We start from the raw sequence: 3,141 nt of genomic DNA, 5'->3' as shown, positions 1-3,141 counted from the left end.
GCCGGCCCTTCCTGATCTCACTCCGCCTCCTGTGACGCCATATCAACCGACCCAGCCACCATGCCCCCCACCATCCAACGCAAAGAAGGCATCATCTGATGCTTCTTCGGCGATCGGCCGGCAATGAACACGGCTCGTGCGGTGAGCCGGCCCGGTCCGGCCGCGCAGAGAATTCGAATGCGCACGCTCTCCGCAAACGGAGAATGAACGGCCCCTGTGCCGCGCTACCGTGAAGTGCGCGTCGAGGACTTCGTGCTGCCCTGCTTGAGCGTGTTGTCAGCGCACGTCGACGTAGTCTCCCGTGGCGCTGACCGCGGAGGCGGTCGTGGTGCCTGCGAAGGAGAAGCGGTAGTAGCCGTCGACCGACGCCGTGGTCGTCGTCTTCAGGGAGCCGGTGGAGTCCGACTTGATCGTCTTCAGCGTGGTGTAGGTGCTGGAGCCCTTCTTGCGGAACTGGAGCGCCACCGGCTGGCTGGTGTAGCCGTGGTACTTGTGGTCCTCCCAGTTGGCCCGGGAGAGCTTGCCCGTGACCGTGATGGTCTTGCCCTTCGTCACCGGCTCCGGCGATGCGTCGGCCGTCAGCTGCGAGTTGCGCTGGACCAGGACGGTGCCGAGGTCGTAGGCGATCTTCCTCTGCCAGCCGTAGGACCCGTGGATGCTGACGGACTCGATGCCGACGTGCCAGGTACCGGCGTCCGGGTTGAACAGCTCCTTGCTGTTCGGGCCCGGATAGATGTCGATACGGCTCGTGCAGGTCACCGGATAGTTCTTGCTCGGGTCCGTGTAACGGGTACAGGTCCCCGGGCCGTCCCCGAACAGCACGTTCTCCGGGGCCTTGGAGGAACCCCGGTAAATGAACGGGCCCGTCTGCAGCCACGACGAATCGGACAGGTCCTTCCACCCGGTCCCCTTGAAGGTCACCGTGACGGAGACGTGGTTGACCGTCCCGACCTTGACCGCCTTGGCGATCTTGAGGTCGGAGAAGTCGACCTGCAGATCTTCGAACCGGCCGGTGCTGCCGAGGGCCTTGCCGTGCGTGTCGCCGGCGACGCGCTTCGCGCCGTCCGCGTGGGACGACGCGTTGTCGGCGTGTACCGGGGAAGCGAGGAAGGCGGCGAGGGCCACGACGCCGGAGGCTGCGGCCACGGTGACTGGGATACGCATAGGGTCTCCTGCGTACAGAAGGTGGAAACGAAGTCCGAGTGACCACGGATCCGGTGACTCGGGCCCCAAGAGTAGTCAGGGAATCAAGTTCCCTGTGCTGAGGCTCCGTTGAATTAAGAGTGCTCAATTCTTGAATTCCGTTTCGCGAGTACTACGGCATAATCAACGAAGTAGATCGGTTGAGTAATCACTGAGCGTTTCGAGCGGCCACCGGTCGGGTATCGGGGTGGCCTTCCGGGACGCGCGAGGCTCCCGCGTCGTGGAGAGAGGTGTTCGACGCCTACGTCACCGCCGTCGTCGGCCTTCTGCCCCGCCGGGCGCCCGGGCTGCCGCGGGTCCCGGGGGGCACGGATCCCGATCACGTCCTGCTCGACGGAACGCTCACCGAGTGCGACCGGGCCGGTGACAGCCGGGCCGACTTCTCCCGGAAGCAGCGCCGCCACGGCGTGAACGTGAGATGCCGGGCTGCGCGTAGACGCGGCCCGGCCGACGGTCCTCCCCTGGAGACGAAGGTCGATGCGGGCGCCGGTAGGCAGCGGGAATAAGAAGCCCGCGCATGCAATTGATCTGTGGTGAGCGCGCTCCGCGTCCGCGGGGTGCGCCACCCGTACGCCGTCCGCCGTCCGCTCAGGACACTGACAAGGAGTCCGTGTGACCTCCCTCTTCACGCCCTACGATCTCAGGTCGCTGACCGTCCCCAACCGCATCTGGATGGCCTCGATGTGCCAGTACAGCGCCGAGCCCGAGGGCGAGGCGGTCGGCGCTCCCACGGACTGGCACTTCACGCACCTGGCGGCACGGGCCACCGGCGGGGCAGGACTGATCATCACCGAGGCCACGGCCGTCAGCCCGGAGGGCCGGATCAGCCCCTATGACCTCGGCATCTGGAACGGCACCCAGGCCGCCGCGTTCCGCCGCATCACCTCCTTCCTGACCTCGCAGGGCGTCGTGCCCGGCATTCAGCTGGCGCACGCCGGGCGCAAGGCGTCGACCGAGCGGACCTGGGTCGACCGCGGCCGGCAGATCCGCCCGGACGAGCCCTACGGCTGGCGGCCGGTCGCCCCCAGCGCGCTCCCCTTCGACGCCTCCGCCACCACTCCCGCCGAACTGACTGCGGACCAGATCCGGGACGTCGTCCGGCAGTTCGCCCAGGCCGCCGAACGCGCCCTGGGCGCGGGCTTCCAGGTCGCCGAGGTCCACGGGGCCCACGGTTACCTGATCCACCAGTTCCTCTCCCCGCACAGCAACCACCGCACCGACGAGTACGGCGGCTCCTTCGAGAACCGGATCCGGTTCGCCCTGGAGGTCGTCGACGCCGTGCGCGCGGTGTGGCCGGACGAGCTGCCGGTGTTCTTCCGCGTCTCCGCCACCGACTGGCTCAGCGAGAATCCCGAGGACGACCGCGAGGGCTGGACCGGCGACGACACCGTCCGCCTCGCCAAGGAGCTGCAGGCCCGCGGCGTCGACCTGATGGACGTCTCCACCGGCGGCATCGCCCCCGACGCCCGGATCGAGACCGGTCCCGGTTACCAGGTGCCGTTCGCCGAACGGGTGCGCGACGAGACCGGCATGCCGGTCGCCGCCGTAGGACTGATCACCGAGCCCGCCCAGGCCCAGGAGATCGTCGCCTCCGGCCGCGCCGACGCCGTTCTCCTGGCCCGCGAGCTGCTCCGCAACCCCTACTGGCCGCGCCACGCTGCCGCCGCGCTCGGCGGCCGGGTGCCCACGCCCGCCCAGTACCACCGGGCCTGACCGAACGGTGGGCGGGACACCGGTTCCCGCCCACCGGCACGGGCCGGCGCCGCCCCCGTGCCCGTTCGCGGCTCGTCACGACGCCGGCGTCGTGCACCCGTTCGGACACCCCACACGTGTGTCAGCAGCCTTCCTGGCCCCCGGTCGTCCCCTAGGGTCTGTCGTCAAATGATCTTTGGTCGGGGATCATGGTCGGGTGATACGTCGCCATGAACTGTCGGATGC

General features: G+C 68.6%; 2 protein-coding genes and 1 pseudogene. 2 read left to right on the top strand and 1 reads right to left on the bottom strand.

Annotated elements, in window-relative coordinates:
* Positions 1 to 276 precede the first annotated feature (276 nt).
* Positions 277 to 1,164, bottom strand: coding sequence for a hypothetical protein (locus tag VKA29_RS24455; RefSeq protein WP_324788117.1), 888 nt, complete (start codon positions 1,162 to 1,164; stop codon positions 277 to 279).
* Between the two features lie 278 nt (positions 1,165 to 1,442).
* Between VKA29_RS24455 and VKA29_RS24450 the strand changes: the two are divergent.
* A pseudogene (locus VKA29_RS24450) lies at positions 1,443 to 1,622 on the top strand (IS5/IS1182 family transposase); the annotation flags it as partial.
* A 193-nt stretch (positions 1,623 to 1,815) separates the two neighbouring features.
* On the top strand, positions 1,816 to 2,916 hold the full coding sequence (locus tag VKA29_RS24445) for an NADH:flavin oxidoreductase/NADH oxidase (RefSeq protein ID WP_324788116.1): 1,101 nt from the start codon (positions 1,816 to 1,818) through the stop codon (positions 2,914 to 2,916).
* The last annotated feature ends 225 nt before the right edge of the window (positions 2,917 to 3,141 follow it).

Origin of the sequence: Streptomyces sp. H51 (genome assembly GCF_035656535.1) — a bacterium.
Taxonomy (GTDB): Bacteria; Actinomycetota; Actinomycetes; order Streptomycetales; family Streptomycetaceae; genus Streptomyces.
Note: the sequence above shows the minus strand (reverse complement) of the source record. Positions and strands in the feature narration are given on the sequence as shown.

Excerpts from the sequence above, each read along its gene's own strand:
- VKA29_RS24455 (WP_324788117.1), bottom strand. The coding sequence starts at position 1,164 with ATGCGTATCCCAGTCACCGTGGCCGCAGCCTCCGGCGTCGTGGCCCTC.